This is a genomic window from Paenibacillus sp. OAS669 (assembly GCF_014873645.1).
Classification (GTDB): domain Bacteria; phylum Bacillota; class Bacilli; order Paenibacillales; family NBRC-103111; genus Paenibacillus_S; species Paenibacillus_S vulneris.
The window spans coordinates 200,338-216,238 of record NZ_JADBDR010000012.1; the positions used below are offsets into that span (position 1 = coordinate 200,338).

The window sequence follows — 15,901 nt, forward strand, 5'->3', positions numbered from 1 at the left end:
ACCCTGACAGACTGTTGTCAGGGTAGCTGCTTTATTATTAGGATAAACGCAAATATATTAGGTATATAAAGGGAGACGATATTTTATGGAAAATCAAGCAAGAAAAATGTACGACTATCACGTATGGGCGAATCAAACGATGCTTAACCGCTTAAAGGAGCTTCCGGAGGATGTGTATACAAGGGAAATACAAAGCGTATTCAGCTCTGTGTCCAAAGTCATCTCCCATATTTATACCGTGGATCTCTGCTGGCTTCACATATTGAGCGGGAAAAGCATGCCGGACGCTCTAGCCCTGACCCTGCCCCTGCAGGAGCAAATGTACGGGAAGACGGTACTGGAAATGGAATCCTTGTACGCCGAGCTGGCATCGCGATTCGCATCTGTCCTGGACTCTCTAGATAATATGGAAGAAACAATCACGCTTGATAACCCGTATGCGGGTGTTCGGGATACGAGCTACTCGGAAATCGTCCTGCAGGTTGTCAATCACGGCACATACCACCGCGGCAATCTGACGGCCATGCTGCGTCAAATGGGTCATGCCTCGGTAATGACGGAATATGCCTTGTTCTGGTATTCCTGAGGACATATCTGTATAAAAAGTTCCGGTTCGAATATTGGCTTCGAAATCATAGCCCCGCTCCTGCGGGGTGAGTCTGTCGAGAAACCTAGTTTTGCGAGAACTTTGCTAAATATGGAGGTGGGGTATTCCTCGGAAGAGTTTACGTCCGCCTTTGAAACCCGTGAAAATACCACTAAATCTGATCCCTTTTCACGGGTTTCAACAGCGGCTGGAGGGACATACCCCACCGTAGTATATTAGCAATAGTTCAAGCCTTATAGGTTTCTCGACAATCTGGCCCCGCTCCTGCGGGGTTATTTTTATTGGAGGACTTTGTCGGAATCGGTTCCAATAGTTAGAATCCGGTTCTAAAAGTGATAAGACTAAAGTGTGATTTCCAACTAGTATGAACTATAGAAGGTTCCATGCAGCAAATGGTGGATCCAACATACCAAAACCATGAATGGAGAGGGGATTAAACAAATGACAGTGCACAATGTTGGCATCATTATGAACGGGGTTACAGGACGTATGGGGACGAATCAGCATTTGATCCGATCCATTCTCGCGATTCGTAAACAGGGAGGCGTGACTCTGCCTAACGGGGATGTCATCATGCCGGACCCTATCTTGGTGGGACGTCAGGAGCATAAATTGAAAGCGTTAGCAGAAGCCCACGGGTTGACGCGCTGGAGCACCGATCTGGCCGGATGCCTGGCAGACCCTGCCAATACAATTTATTTTGATTCCCAAACGACCGTACACCGCGCCGAAAGCATTCGTCAAGCAGTTGCGGCCGGTAAACATATTTATTGTGAGAAGCCGACGGCTACTAACCTGGAGGAGTCGCTAGAGCTGGCGAAGCTCGTCCGCTCGGCAGGACTTAAAAACGGGGTCGTTCAGGATAAGCTGTTCCTCCCAGGACTGCTGAAGCTGAAAAGATTGGTGGATTCGGGCTACTTCGGCAGAATCCTGTCGGTCCGCATGGAATTCGGCTATTGGGTGTTTGAAGGGGATTGGCAGCAAGCGCAAAGACCTTCCTGGAACTACCGCAAAGAAGACGGCGGCGGCATTATCGTCGATATGTTCGCTCACTGGAGATATGTGCTGGATAATTTATTCGGCGAAGTCCGTTCGGTATCTTGCCTGGGAGTGACTCATATTCCTGAGCGCGTCGATGAACAGGGAAATACCTATGAATGTACCGCTGACGATGCGGCGTATGCGACCTTCGAGCTTGAGGGCGGCATCGTGGTTCAGGCCAATTCCTCCTGGGCGGTTCGCGTGAACAGAGATGACCTGCTCACGATTCAAGTCGACGGTACGGAGGGCAGCGCTGTAGCCGGTCTGCGCGATTGCAAGGTTCAGCACCGCGTTAATACACCTAAGCCGGTATGGAATCCGGATATTCCGAATCCGTTCAAATTCGAGGAGCAATGGCAGGAGGTACCTGACAATCAGCTGTTTGATAACGGATTTAAAGTGCAGTGGGAGCTGTTCTTGAAGCATGTCGTAGCCGATACGCCATTCCCTTGGGATCTGCTGGAGGGAGCCAAGGGAACGCAGCTGGCTGAATTAGGCTTGCGTTCTTGGGAAGAGCGCCGCTGGCTGGACGTACCTGAACTGAAGCTTGACACCGTCTCCCAGGATCAGCTGGCTTCAGCGAAACGATAAGGAGGAACCGAGATGAGCCGTCTATTGCAGCTCCCCCGTGTAGGGGGCTCGCTTTATTCTTATACGCCGGGACAATCGGCACCAATCGAATTGCCCAAAGGTCCGCTGAAAAGCCGCATCGCGTTCTCGGCCGCCCATGTAGTTTGTGATCCATTTGCCGATGCGGATCCCTTGAATCAAGCTCAGATCGATTGGGAGGCCACTTTGGCTTATCGCCGTCATTTATGGTCCCTTGGACTTTCGGTCGCCGAGGCGATGGATACGGCACAAAGAGGCATGGGGCTTGATTGGTACCGAGCCAAGGAGCTTATCAGCCGTTCTATTGCCGAAGCTCAAGCCGTACAGGGCAGAATTGCATGCGGAGCGGGTACCGATCATCTGGCTCCGGGGCCGCAGGTAACGCTGGAGCAGGTGGAGCAAGCTTATGAGGAGCAGGTAGCCTTCGTGGAAGGGCTTGGAGGGCAGGTTATTCTTATGGCGAGCCGCGCTTTGGCTGCTTGCGCCAAGGGGCCGGAGGATTATGAACGGGTCTATGGACGAATATTGAGCCAGGTATCCAAGCCTGTCATTCTTCACTGGCTCGGGGATATGTTCGACCCCGCATTAGCCGGGTATTGGGGAGAGCGCGATTTGGACGCGGCCATGGAAGTGTGTCTGAAGGTGATTCGTTCCCATGCCGACAAGGTGGACGGGATTAAGATTTCCCTGCTGGATGACGAGAAGGAGATCCGGATGCGCCGGCTGCTTCCGCCTCAGGTAAAAATGTACACAGGGGACGATTTTAATTACCCGACGCTCATTCGCGGGGACGAGCAAGGCTACAGCCACGCTCTGCTCGGAATCTTCGACGCCATCGCTCCTGCGGCGGCGGCAGCGATTCATGCGTTGGATAACGGGGACGAAGCGCGCTATAATGCGCTGCTGGAGCCAACGGTAGCCTTGTCAAGGCATATCTTCCAGAAGCCGACCTATGCTTATAAAACCGGCATTGTATTTATGGCTTATTTGAACGGGCATCAAAACCACTTCCGGATGATCGGCGGAGCCGAGGGAGCCAGATCCGTCGTTCATCTGTCGGAGCTGTTCGTGCTGGCGGACAAAGCAGGCTTGCTGGTCAATCCGGATTTGGCTGCCGAACGGATGCGCAATGTGTTGACTCTCGCTGGAATCTGAATGTCGTAAGCAAGGGCTACTCCGGTTACCCAGGATAACGGGGGGAAGCTCTTACTTATCGAAATGCTTACGGAGTAAGAATAGGCTGTTGAAAAGAACTGTTTTGCCTGAACTATGCTACATAAGGAGGTGGGGTATGCCTCGGAGGAGTTTACGTCCGCCTTTGAAACCCGTGAAAATACCACAAAAAAATAATCACCTTTCGCGGGTTTCAATAGCGGCTGGAGGGGTATACCCCACTGGAGCATATTGGCAATAGTTTAGGCTTTATGTTTTTTTCAACAGACTCCGCTTACGAAGTAAGTTTTTACTCCGTAAAAACTCAGCTTATGCTTACGAAGTTAGTTTTTACTTCGTAAAAACTCTAAGGAGGTAACCCCATGGAACCAATGCAAACTATAGAGCGGTTAAGCTTTAATCAAATAACAGCCGACCGGCTAAGCCTGCCGGAGGTTGTAGACTGCTGCGCCCGGGCTGAAGTGCCCTGGATCGCATTATGGCGCCATAAAGTCGCCGAAACCGGGCTGGCGGAAAGCAAGCGGCTTGTTCAAAATGCGGGCTTGCGGGTGTCCAGCCTTTGCCGGGGAGGAATGTTCCCGGCAGCGACCGCGGCGGAGCGTCAGGCGCGTATTGATGATAACCGTAGAGCCGTTGACGAGGCAGCCGAGCTTGGGGCGGAAGTGCTGGTGCTGGTCTGCGGGCCTGCACCCGATAAAGATATCGCGGCTGCCAGGCAGATGGTGGAGGACGGCATTGCCCAGCTGATGCCGTACGCGCAATCCTGCGGAATCAAGCTGGCGATCGAGCCGCTTCATCCGATGTACGCGGCCGAACGCTCCGTCATCAATACACTGGCCCAGGCGAATACGATTGCAGAGCAGTACAGCCCTGAGCAATGCGGTGTCGTCGTCGACGCCTTCCATGTATGGTGGGACCCGGAGTTGTACGCACAAATCTCCAGAGCCAGCGGGCGCATATTAGGCTTTCATGTCTCCGATTGGATTGTTCCGACACCGGATTTGTTGATGGGTCGCGGAATGATGGGGGACGGGGTTATTGATTTACGCCGGATGCGGAGCGCTGTCGAAGCCGCTGGGTATCATGGCCCCATTGAGGTTGAGATTTTCAACCGGACCATTTGGGATATGAGCGGGGATGATGTCTTCGCGTTAACGAAGGATCGATTTATCAAGCACGTGTAATATCCGGCCTTTTCTTGATTATAATGATCTCTCCACGCAACGGATGATGGATTTCGTATTCGCCAAAGTACAAGGTGCAAGGAACGATCTTTCTTTTGAAGGCGGTGTCCTAACCGATGGATGCGGATTTCGTATGTCAATATTTTTGGCCTGAGTCCGACGTTCCGGCTGATGAACAAGTGGGAACGAAGGTCCAGAGGCATAAGAAGCGGGAAAGAAAATGGTTATTCGGGTTATTCACCGGCAAGCGCAAGCATCCCCCATTGAGGAGAATCAAATAACGGAATTCAAGCAGTTATCCTTCAGCTCCTGTCAGCTGAGGGATGTTTGCGATTCAGGCACTCGGCTTGTTGCCGTCAGGCAAACACGGTAAAATAGGGTAACAACGATGCGGAGGTGAATCTTCCATCGGTTGAATACGCTCACAAGGCGGGCTTTGACAATGATTGGTATTCATTTGTACGAAAGCAAGCATCAGGAAAGCTATGAAATCAAAATTCATCATCACGATAATGTGCAGATTTTATACGCCATTGAAGGCGAAGGCAGTATTTGGCTTGATGGGCAGCAATATGCTTTTGAACAAGATAATGCGGCATACATCTACCCTCGATCCAGACATGCCGTCTCTTCCGATTCACATTTGACGCTGCTCGTTCTCGCGTTTGACGATCTGGAGCAGAATGGTCTGCATCAAGAGTGGAAGCCATACAGGTTCACCCGATCCGAGCTCCTAAAGCTGAATGCCTTTCACGCAAGCGAAATGCGGCTGATGCTTAGAAAGCTATTGTTCGAACAGAAGCAGGCGGATCCGCTTAGCAGCTGGGCTATGCATAACTTAATTCAGGACATTTATTTGCTGATGGTTCGTGCCAAGGAATCCAAGCAGGTGCAGGATGCCAACGGTTTAAGAGCGGAACGGATCCGGAATTACATCGACCTGCATTATTACGAACCGGTGACTTCAGAAGAGCTCAGCGGCAAGCTGGGCATTAGCATTCGTCAGATGAACAAAATCTTTAAGAAGGAATATCAGATGACCCCTATGCAATATTTGGCGGAGGTAAGGATGGGACTTGCCAAGAAGCTGCTTGCCGAATCGGATAAAGATATTGCCTCCATATGCTTTGAAGTCGGTTACGAGTCGCTGCCCACGTTTTATAGGACCTTCAAAATGGCCATGAACATGTCGCCGAATAAATACAGACAGCAGCTGCTTACTTCCGCGGCCGATCTGCAATAATCATGGAAATTCATGCTTTACCTGCCGGACCGAGAAAGAGTATAATCAATGTGGAAGCGATTTCAATCCAGTCCTTACAATGACTAAGGATACGAATCAAATTTTTAAATCCTTCTTGACGTTCCGTAATTTCAGGTGCTATAGTATAGACGACAAATGAACACTTTCATCACATAACGTGTTACCTTTCGAGGGCATTAGTTATGGGGAACTGTATAGATCCCCTGACTATGCCCTTTTTTGCTTGTCCGATGAGAGGTTCTTGGGTCCATTTCATGAAGTGAAAAGGGAGCGAGGTATGATGATGAAAAAAAAGAAGTGGTTACATTGGGCTTTGGCGGGAACGTTCGTACTGTCAGCAGCGGGCTGCGGGGCACCGGCCGCACAGCCTTCCGGGGGGAATACGAAGCCGGGCACGGACGCCAAACCGGCGGTGAGTGCCGCCCCAAGCAATAGTACAGCGTCTTCCGATAAAAAGCTGACGGGTGATTTTGAGATTCAATACTTTGTCGGCGGGTATGGCGACGCATGGTGGAAGGAAATGATAGCGGAATTTCAAAAGAAATACCCTGATCTGAAAATTAAAGAATCCGCCGGAGCCAAAATTAATGACCAAATGAAGCCTCGCTGGATCCAAGGCAACCCGCCCGATTTTGTCTATATTGATGGAGCAGGGGCTAATGCAAGGCAAATGGTGAAAGATGATCAATTACTGGACATAACGGATTGGCTTAAGGACTTGAAAAATGCCGACGGGGAGAAGCTGTCCGATCTTCTCATATCGAAGCCGGAGGAGTACGAGCCGGGTAAAAACCATACGGTTCCGCTCGTGTTCGGCTCGTGGGGGACCTTTTATGACAAGGCGTTATTTACGAAAAACGGATGGGAGGAGCCAAAGGATTTTGAAAGCTTCCTTGCCGTATCCGGCAAAATCAAAGCCTCTGGCATGATGCCGTATATTCATACAGGGGTGTACCCGTACTATATTGCGGGAGGTTTGCTCGATTCGGCCACCGTATCGGCTAATAAAGATGATGCATCGATTTTGAAAAAGGTCGCTTCTCTCGAGCCAGGCATTTTCAAGAGCGAGCCCGTCATGAAGGCTTTGGATAAGATAGTTCAGCTGCGCGACAAAGGCTTTATCGATCCGGGCTCCGTTTCCCTTAACCATACGGATTCCCAAGCATTATGGCTCCAGCATAAGGCGGCCTTTATTCCTAATGGATTATGGCTGGAAAACGAGATGAAGAAGGACATTCCGCAGGGCTTTGATTTTGGCTTCATTCCTTCCATCTCGCAAGAGAAGGGCGGCAAGTATATCGCCATTCCGTATACAAGCACGATTGCGGTAGCCAAAAAGGCAAAAAATCCGGAGGCTGCCAAAGCGTTCATCCAATTCCTGTTCACCAAGCAGCATGCGGTACGATGGGCGGAATTAACCGGTGCGCTTATGAATGTGAAGGCGGATCTGGAATCGTCCAAAGCAAGCAATGTCGTGAAATCCGCTATGAAATATTACAATTCGCCTAATACGGTTGTCGCTCCGGAGGTCGTGCTGCCTGCTGACGTGGAAAAAGCGAGAAACGATGCGATTGTGGCATTGACTACGAGCAAGATCACACCTGCGGAATGGGCGGACCGTTTGGAAAAGGCTGCAGAGAAAGCAAGGGCAAGTAAATAATCGTTTTTCAAAGGGGGGAAAGAGGGGCTAATTAGGCTCCTTCCTTCCCGCCCGAACCATAATCAGAAAAGGCTGGTAACGATCATGAGCGCCAAAACCAAAAGAACGTTGTTTGTCGCATCGTTTATCCTTCCGACATTGCTGTTGTTCTGCGTATTTACGGTGTACCCGATTGTTAAGGGAATCTATATCAGCTTGTATGATTGGTCCGGAAGCTCGGAGCATATGGATTTCATCGGCCTGCAAAATTTTCGTGATCTGATTGCTGATCCTGTCATACGTACAGCCATTTACAACGATTATTTTCTGGTGTTTTGGAAAGTGATCGGCATCATGCTTTTGGCGACCCTGTTCGCAGTAGCATTAACCCGCTTTCCCATTCGAAGGGCTGCATTTTTTCGCGTCATCTTCTTTTTTCCGAATGTTATTTCGGTTGTCGTCATCGGTGTGCTATGGAGGTATGTGTATAACCCGAACCTTGGGTTTTTGAATTCATTCCTATCGCTATTTTCAAGCGAGCCGGTGAATATTCCTTGGCTCGGTGACGAGCGGTTCGCCATGTGGTCGCTGTTGCCCCCGACGATTTGGGCAGGGATCGGTTTTTATATGATTTTGCTGATCGCTGCGATCTTGAGCATATCTGACGCTTTGTATGAAGCGGCCGAAATCGACGGCGCATCCCAATGGGAGCAGTTCTGGCACGTGACGCTGCCGCTTATTTGGGAGCAGCTGAAGGTGTCCATTTTATCGATTGCTATGACGACCTTGAACGGCTCCTTCATCATCGTAACGATCATGACCGAAGGCGGCCCCGATAACGCTACGCAGGTTATGGGCTCTTATTTATACCAGATGGGCTTCAAGCAGTTTCATATGGGATATGCCGCAGCGATTGGCGTTCTTATTCTCGTGCTTTCGCTGATTACGACCATAGCGCTGCAGCGATTAATGAGGCGCGATGTGATAGAGATCACCTAGAAGGAAAGGGGATACGGCATGAGAACTGAGATCAGGAGCCCGCTGCTCGGATTTTGCATGAAGCTGATATTAGCAATATGGACCGTATGTGTTTTGTACCCCTTAGTATGGACGGTGCTTGGTGCATTAAAGGATAATGCGCAGTTTATGCAGGGTAAGCCGTGGGATTTGCCGAAGCTCCCGCTTGTGTGGTCGAACTATTCTTATGTATGGGAAAAATACCATATCGGAGGATATTTTCTGAATTCCTTGCTGGTGACGGTCTTAAGCACGATTTTGGCCGCATTGCTGGCCGCAACCACCGCTTATGTCTTGGCCAGATATACATTCAGAGGCAGCGGCTTGCTGTACACCGCCTATATGGCCTCTATGATGATTCCAATGATCCTCGGGTTGATCCCGCTGTTCTTTTTATTGAATGATCTGCATTTGATTAACAGTTTATTTGGACTGAGTCTGGTTTATGGAATGGGAGCGCTGCCTTTTGGGGTATTCGTACTGGTCGGGTTCTTTAAGTCGCTTCCCAGAGAAATGGAGGAGGCGGCCTTCATTGACGGGGCAAGCCATTACCGCACCTTTTTCCAGATCATGCTACCTTTGGCTCGACCAGGGATCATATCGGTAAGTATTATGAACGTGCTCAATATTTGGAACGAATACATCATGGGGACCGTTTTTATTAACGACCCAGCCAAATATACATTGCCGGTCGGCATAGCCATTATGCAAGGGGAGATGCAGTACCGGACGGAATGGGGGCCGCTCTTCGCCGCATTATTGATTTCGATGCTGCCCGTTCTGGTGTTCTATGTGCTGTTTCAAAGACAGATTGCCGGAGGAATCACGGCGGGAGCTATTAAATAGAAGAAGTCCATGCGATTTGGGGGAAGGGCGATAACACGGCGCAGTTCCATTTCGTATGGCCATACATATCCGCGGATGCGAAAGAGAACAATAACCGTGCATAATAGGCAAAGGATGAGGTTCTATTGAGGCTTATTAAAACACCGGTTCTCGTTATCATCTGCTTGTTTCTCAGCTTGTCGGGGATGGGTCCCGGGAACACTTCGGCGGCTCCATCCGCCGTTCCTTTGGAAGCCCTCCAAGAGGAAGGGGTATATATTGAAATCAATAAGAAAAATAACACCTTGATCGTCTTCGTGAATGGGCGCCCCCATTATTATTTCTCCGTCGCAACAGGGAGGAGAAAGGACTTGACACCAGTCGGCGAATTTCATATTGTCACCAAAATCGTAAAGCCCTATTACGTTCGCAAGAAAATTCCCGGAGGTCATCCCCAGAACCCTCTAGGGACCCGATGGCTTGGTTTAAGTGTTCCCGGGACCGGAGGTTACATGTACGGAATTCACGGAACCAACCGTCCTTATTCCATAGGGAGCCATGCCTCATCAGGCTGTGTCCGTATGCATAATCGGGATGTCGAGTGGTTGTACCGGCATATCCCGCTGGGAACCAAAGTTCTTATAAAAGAAAAATAAAAGCGATGAATAGAACAATAACCATCGGGTGATAATATAGTTAGCGGTGAAAAGAGAGGTGTGGTTCCGTTGAACGTTTCAACGAAGCATTCCGGGAATATTGTGGTAGACTCCAGATAGAAGCGGAGGGATGTGCCAAAGACACGTTAGTGTAGTACAAGTACTGCAATAAGGTGAATGAGGTAATCACCGGCTTTTGGAAGGATCGAGGCAACATTCAAAAATCAATTCACCGCGAAAAGAACTCCGAAAGGGGTTCTTTTTATTTATAAGCTTTGGTAAAGGACATATGGGAACCTAATGCTATTGTAAAAGGTTCAAATGTGTCCTTTTTTTTACACTTTTTTCACATTTATATCATAGTTTCATCATGAATGTGCGCTAAGTTGATGATATCTGATGCATCGAGCACCTTGTTTCGTTGGCCTTGGCAGCAAGGCCTCCTCTTTGCAGGAGCAGATCCTTGGAGGAAGACGGGCATGAATACATGGAGGTATGGGAATGATCAGGTGGATCCAGAATGTATCCAAAAAGTGGGTGGTTGCCGCGATTGCGGTAATTGCTATCATCGCGGTTGTAGGCGCTACCTTCACAAACTGGGGGAGTCCGAAGACAGGACAATCAGGTGCCCCGACATCGCAGAGAGGCGGCGGTGGCAATGCGAGACAGTTCCCTGTAGAAACGATTGTCGTCAAGAAATCCGATGTAGGCGGCGGACAAGTTTTCACGGGCTCGATTACCCCACAGTACACAACCAATGTTTCTTCTCGTGTAGCCGGGCGTGTAACCGATATTATGGTCAAGCCGGGTGACCGGGTCAAGACAGGGGATCCGTTGGCCCAGATCGATACGACGCAGCTCCAGCAGCAGATCGCTCAGTCGGAGAGCGCACTGGCTGTCAGCGCAGCGCAGCTTCAGAGGACGACCAACGATCAAGCAAACAGCGTGGCAACTGCTGAGAAACAGCTGGCTGTTCAAAAAGCAAACCTCGAGAAGGCGATAGTCGACCAGCAGAATGCCGTAGCTGCAGCCAAGCAGCAGGTTGCCATATCGCAGGCAAACTATAACAAGGCATTGAATGATCAGCAGAATGCTATTGCAACCGCCAAACAGCAGGTAGCCATCTCTCAGCAAAGCTTGAATAATGCAATTACTACATATAATACGAATCTTACTAACGCACAAAATACGTTGAACGCCCAGCAGGACAGCATCCAGACTTCGCAAGTGAACTCTAATAACACTTTGGATTCCCTGCAGTTAAAGCTTCAACAGGCCATCATTAATTATAAGAATGTGAAAGAAGCGTCCGCCTCCAAAACAACGGATGTTGAGAATGCGCTTCAAAAGCTTCAGCAGGCTCAGCTGGATTTGGATCAAGCGCAGCAAACAACCCCAAGCGCTTTAACTTCAGCGACCTCTGCTTTGCTTAAGGCGCAAGGAGACTTGCAAGCGGCTCAAAACTCACAGACGGTTCAAATTGCACAGGAGCAGCTAAATCGGGACACGATCACCTTGGCGAATGCGCAGAACACGCTGTCGGTGATTCTGGAATCCAACCAGCAGTCGCTTCAGAAGGATCAGCTTTCGCTTGCGAACGCCCAATCGACTCAGGAGCTTAGCCTGAATGTCAGCAAAGCGCAGGTTGCGCAGTCGGAGCAGGCTCTACAATCGGCCAAGTCCACCGATGCCATAGCCGTCAGCTCTGCGCAATATGAGCAGGCCGCATCGAGCTTGAGAATATTGAATGAACAGCTGCAGGATGGGGTTTTGGTATCGCCAGTGGATGGAGTTGTAACCGCAATCAATACCCCAGTGGGTCAAAATGCGGGCAACAACGGCAATATCATTTCCATAGCTGCCTTGAATCCGACGCAGGCAACGGTAAATATTCCGGAATCCAGCATCGGAAAAATTAAAAAAGGGATGGAAATGAAGGTTAATGTTCCTACTTTGAACAAAACATTTGACGGCGTTGTAAGCGCGATTCGTCCTACCCTTGACTCCGTTACCAAAGCTTACGGGGTGGATATTAAAATTGACGATCCAAAGGGAGAGCTGCTCCCCGGCATGTTTGCCACCTCCAGCCTGAAGAGTGAAGGGCGGCAATCCATCATGGTGCCGGCAGATGCCGTATTGAGCCAGCCGAACGGGACCGCCGCATTTATTGTAAAAGACGGCAAGGCGAAGAAGGTAACCGTGAAGATCGGAACGATGACCAGCTCCCAGTTTGAAGTTACAAGCGGATTAAGCGAGGGAGACGAGCTCGTAGTGAAGGGTCAGGAGCTGTTGTCTGATAAAGCGAGCGTTCAAGTAGTACAGCCAGGCCAGGAAGGCCAGACGAACGGACAGAAGCCGCAGGGTCAGCAGGGCCAACAAGGCCAGCAAGGGCAAAGACCACAAGGCCAGCAGGGCCAACCCAATGGTCAAAAACAGCAAGGTCAACAGACCAATCAGCCAGGCCAGCAAAATAGCAAGCCTGCCCAGGGCGACAAACCGGCGCAAGGAGACAAGCCGGCCGAGGGCGATAAACCTGCGCAAACAGACAAAAAGCAGGAGAAGCAAGAGGAGAAAAAGCAGGGAGACAAGCCTCAAGGCGAAAAAGCGAAGGAGCAGGGGGAGACTTCGAAAGAGCAGGCTCCGACGAATCGTCCCGCTAATTCGAATGGCGGTACAGCCGGTCCAACGGGAGCAGGTGGCGGTCAGTGAATTTAGCGAATTTTTCAGTCAATCGTCCCGTCACGATACTGATGATTATGATTGCTTTAACGATATTGGGATCGATCGCGGCGCCGTTATTGCCCGTAGATTTGTATCCTAATATGGAGATTCCGACGGCCACGGTATCCGTGAGCTGGCCGGGGGCTTCGCCGGGACAAGTGGAGAATCAGGTTACCAAGCGTGTTGAAGCCTCCATGGCCACGATAGCCAACGTTTCATCGGTTACCTCGAACTCACGAACCGGAAGCAGTAACGTCACGGTGCAGTTCAACTTCGGGACGGATATTAGCGAAGCGACCTTGGCGATGCGGGACCGCTTGGACCGGGTCAGGAGGCAGCTGCCGGCCGATGCGGACGCTCCTGTAGTATCCAAGGCGGATCCGAACAGCCAGCCGATATTGAGCTTATCGCTGTACGGCAAGGATGTCGACTTAATCACGCTGCGCGATTTGGCCGATAACGTTGTCAGCCCCGCCGTACAGCGTGTGGAAGGCGTTGCTTCGGTCGGCGTCAGCGGAGGACGGGTACGGCAAATTCAATTGCTGGTTGACCAGAACAAGCTGACTCAGTACGGCATTACGTTCAACCAGGTTACCCAAGCTTTAAGCAATGACAACCAGTCTATGGATGCCGGGCTCGTCTATAAAGGGGATCAGCTCGTACCGTTAAGAATCAGCGGGGAATTCAAATCGACCGCTGAAATCGAGAAGGTACGTGTGCAGCTGTCGAGAGGCCAGTCCATGGAGCTGGGCGAGCTAGGCAAGATTATTGATACGTACCAGGATATTACTTATGATTCCCGCCGCAACGGGGAGCAGAGCGTCGGATTGTCGGTGTTGAAGCAATCGGACGGCAACACGGTGAAGGTAGCTGATAATATCCGGGCCGCCATGGCGGATATTCAGAGCAAGCTTCCCGACGGCGTGAAACTCGCCGTTCTTAATGATTCATCCAAATTTATTAAGAGCTCTATCAATACGGTTATCGAGCATACGCTCCTGGGAGCTGTATTCTCCATCATTATTCTGATGCTGTTCCTGAACAGTATCCGCGCTACATTGATTATCGGCGTTGTCATTCCGATATCGGTTATCAGTACGTTCAGTATGATGTATTTCTCGCATCAGACGATCAATACGATAACCCTGGGCGGCCTGGCGCTAGGCTTGGGCTCCCTTGTGGATTTTGCCGTCGTCGTTCTCGAGAGCATCTACAGGAAGAAAGAGGAGGGGCTTCCTCCTGCAGAAGCGGCCAAAAAGGGAACAGCCGAAGTGGGAACCGCCGTACTGGCGTCGGCTTTGGCACAGATTGCCGTATTTGCACCAACCGTGTTCATTGACGGGATGATTAAAAATTTCTTCGTTCCGATGGCGTTAACCGTCAGCTTTTCCCATATTGCCGCATTGTTCGCGGCAATTACCCTGGTGCCGATGCTGGCAGCCAAAATTTTGACCAAGCATCATGACGAATCTCTGCCAGAAGGGCGTTCCTATAACCCGGCTGTCTGGTTCGGCCGCGGCATGAACCGGTTCACCAAAGGCTATATCGGCTTGCTGCGCTGGTCGCTCGGACATCGGTGGGTTATTATCCTTATCACTGTCGGGATGCTGGGAGGCAGCGTATATCTGGCTAAATTCGTCGGTACCGAGATGATGCCGAGATCGGATGAAGGGCAGCTGAACATTAATATCAGTTTGGCTCAAGGAACCAAGTTCGAGATCACGAACGCTCTGACCAGCAAAATCGAAGAGCAAATCAAGAGCATTGATGATATCGAAACGATTTTTACCACAGTCGGCAGCGCCGGCGGAGGAGCTTTCCAAAGCTCGGCAACCAACTCGGCGAATATCAGCGTCACCTTGAAGCCGATAGACGAACGGAAGCTGAAGACAGAGCAGATCGTTGAGCAGATCCGCAATATGACTCAAGGGAACCCGGGAGCGCAGATTTCGGTTAACAGCCGTTCCTCAGTCCGATTGCCCGGTCTTGGCGGAGGCGGCGGAGCCGACATTACGGTAAACCTGAACGGGCCGGACATGACCGTGTTAAGCAAGCTTGGCGATATGGTTGCAGAAGAGCTGCGCAATATCCCAACCCTGCGCAGTGTCCAAAATACGATGGAGCGCAGCATACCGGCGTACGATATGACCATTGACCGCGATGCGGCTGCCTATTACGGCATTTCCGTTCGTGAGGTCATGACAGCCATCAGAACGGCTTATCAAGGCTCTGTGGCAACCAACTTCAAGACGGGAGACGCCCAAATTTCCGTCCTTGTCAAATATCCGACGGAATTTACGAACAACCTGGAGAACTTGAATCAAGTGGTCCTGAACACATCATCGGGAGCGCAAATTCCGGTAAGCGCCATTGCAAAAGTCACACCGGGATCAAGCCCGGCGCAAATTCGCCATATTAACCAGCAGCGGTTAACTACGGTTCAAGCCTCTGTATCCGGTGCAGCTATCGGCGATGTGGAGAAGGTGGTCCAAGAACGGTTGGATACGATTCAGCCTCCTGACGGGTACTCGATCAGCTTGACGTCCAAGAGCGAATCGAACGACACGTTTAAGAGCTTGTATTTAATGCTGGGGCTGTCGGTTGTACTGGTGTACATGGTCATGGCAAGCCAATTTGAATCGTTATACGGTCCTTTCATTATTATGTTTTCTTTGCCGCCGACGTTTATCGGTGCGATTCTAGGTTTGTACCTGACCAACCGAACCATTAACATGAACTCGGTCATGGGGATGATCATGCTGATGGGGATTGTGGTCAACAATGCCATTGTTCTTGTCGATTATACGAATCAGCTGAGAAAAAGAGGCTACACCCTGTTCGATGCCCTGATTGAAGCGGGACGAATCCGGTTAAGACCTATTTTGATGACGACGGGTACAACGGTTCTTGCCATGCTGCCTCTTGTCATCGGTTTCGGGGAAGGCGCGGAAGCTCAAGCCTCCATGGCAACCGTAGTGGCCTTCGGCTTGACGTTATCCACAATGGTCACCTTGCTTCTTGTTCCTGTAGTTTATACATTGATGGACGGCATGATGGATTCGATACGTAGTAAATTCAAACGTAAAACCCCTCCAGCTCTGCCAGCCGATAATACGAACATTTCGTAGCAGCAGGGTACATACAAGATTCCCTATAATGGAGGAG

The 15,901-nt window shown here is 50.4% G+C and carries 11 protein-coding genes; all 11 read left to right on the forward strand.

What is annotated here, in order from left to right:
- The first annotated feature begins 85 nt into the window (after positions 1-85).
- The 11 genes from GGC63_RS24070 to GGC63_RS24120 all read left to right on the forward strand — a co-directional run bounded on the left by GGC63_RS24070 (position 86) and on the right by GGC63_RS24120 (position 15,864).
- Entirely contained in the window at positions 86-586 is a 501-nt protein-coding gene (locus GGC63_RS24070) for a DinB family protein (RefSeq protein WP_192704486.1), read from the forward strand.
- A gap of 462 nt (positions 587-1,048) precedes the next feature.
- Positions 1,049-2,239, forward strand: a complete 1,191-nt coding sequence (locus GGC63_RS24075; RefSeq protein WP_192704487.1) for a Gfo/Idh/MocA family protein — start codon at positions 1,049-1,051, stop codon at positions 2,237-2,239.
- 12 nt (positions 2,240-2,251) lie between these two features.
- Positions 2,252-3,412: a dihydrodipicolinate synthase family protein gene (locus GGC63_RS24080; RefSeq protein ID WP_192704488.1), complete on the forward strand. Its 1,161-nt coding sequence runs from the start codon at positions 2,252-2,254 to the stop codon at positions 3,410-3,412.
- Positions 3,413-3,792: 380 nt separating this feature from the next.
- Positions 3,793-4,614, forward strand: coding sequence for a sugar phosphate isomerase/epimerase family protein (locus GGC63_RS24085; RefSeq protein ID WP_192704489.1), 822 nt, complete (start codon positions 3,793-3,795; stop codon positions 4,612-4,614).
- 442 nt (positions 4,615-5,056) lie between these two features.
- Positions 5,057-5,857: a helix-turn-helix transcriptional regulator gene (locus GGC63_RS24090; protein ID WP_192704490.1), complete on the forward strand. Its 801-nt coding sequence runs from the start codon at positions 5,057-5,059 to the stop codon at positions 5,855-5,857.
- 304 nt (positions 5,858-6,161) lie between these two features.
- Complete coding sequence (locus GGC63_RS24095) at positions 6,162-7,538, forward strand: extracellular solute-binding protein (protein WP_192704524.1); 1,377 nt, start codon at positions 6,162-6,164, stop codon at positions 7,536-7,538.
- A gap of 84 nt (positions 7,539-7,622) precedes the next feature.
- The gene (locus tag GGC63_RS24100; RefSeq protein WP_192704491.1) at positions 7,623-8,516 is read left to right on the forward strand and encodes a carbohydrate ABC transporter permease; all 894 of its coding nucleotides are present in this window, start codon (positions 7,623-7,625) and stop codon (positions 8,514-8,516) included.
- A gap of 18 nt (positions 8,517-8,534) precedes the next feature.
- Positions 8,535-9,380 (forward strand): carbohydrate ABC transporter permease, encoded by an 846-nt coding sequence (locus tag GGC63_RS24105; protein WP_192704492.1) that lies wholly within the window; start codon positions 8,535-8,537, stop codon positions 9,378-9,380.
- A 185-nt stretch (positions 9,381-9,565) separates the two neighbouring features.
- Positions 9,566-10,015: a L,D-transpeptidase gene (locus GGC63_RS24110; RefSeq protein WP_192704525.1), complete on the forward strand. Its 450-nt coding sequence runs from the start codon at positions 9,566-9,568 to the stop codon at positions 10,013-10,015.
- Positions 10,016-10,516: 501 nt separating this feature from the next.
- On the forward strand, positions 10,517-12,724 hold the full coding sequence (locus GGC63_RS24115) for an efflux RND transporter periplasmic adaptor subunit (protein WP_192704493.1): 2,208 nt from the start codon (positions 10,517-10,519) through the stop codon (positions 12,722-12,724).
- Complete coding sequence (locus GGC63_RS24120; RefSeq protein ID WP_192704494.1) at positions 12,721-15,864, forward strand: efflux RND transporter permease subunit; 3,144 nt, start codon at positions 12,721-12,723, stop codon at positions 15,862-15,864. Before GGC63_RS24115 ends, GGC63_RS24120 begins: the two co-directional genes overlap by 4 nt.
- The last annotated feature ends 37 nt before the right edge of the window (positions 15,865-15,901 follow it).